The sequence below is a fragment of the Paraburkholderia sp. SIMBA_054 genome, from assembly GCF_046534875.1.
GTDB lineage: Bacteria > Pseudomonadota > Gammaproteobacteria > Burkholderiales > Burkholderiaceae > Paraburkholderia > Paraburkholderia hospita.
In genome coordinates, this window is record NZ_JAWRXV010001001.1 from 1 (window position 1) to 262 (window position 262).

A 262-nucleotide genomic window follows, 5' to 3' on the forward strand; every position below is an offset into this window, starting at 1 on the left:
GAGCGCTGAGCGTCGAGAAGATGTTCGCCCCCGCGCCCGAGCCCGCGCCTTCGGCTGCGACTGCGCCTGCGAAGAATGCGGCGCAAGCCGCTAGTTCGCCGGCGCCTGGCTCCGCAGCGGCGGCACCGTCGGCGGCATCGGCGGCAAGCGGCGCGCAGAACAACGCTCAGCACGAAGCGCAAAAAAGCGCGGACAAACCCGCACCGCCGCTCGACCTCTCGATCAAACGCTTCGTACTGAACGACGGCACCGTCAACGCGCG

1 protein-coding gene is annotated in these 262 nt (G+C 69.5%); it reads left to right on the forward strand.

Features of this window, described 5'->3' with window-relative positions; all coding sequences use genetic code 11:
- Positions 1–262 (forward strand): hypothetical protein (locus tag SB822_RS58155; RefSeq protein ID WP_410859249.1); only part of this gene is annotated, 262 nt, incomplete at both ends.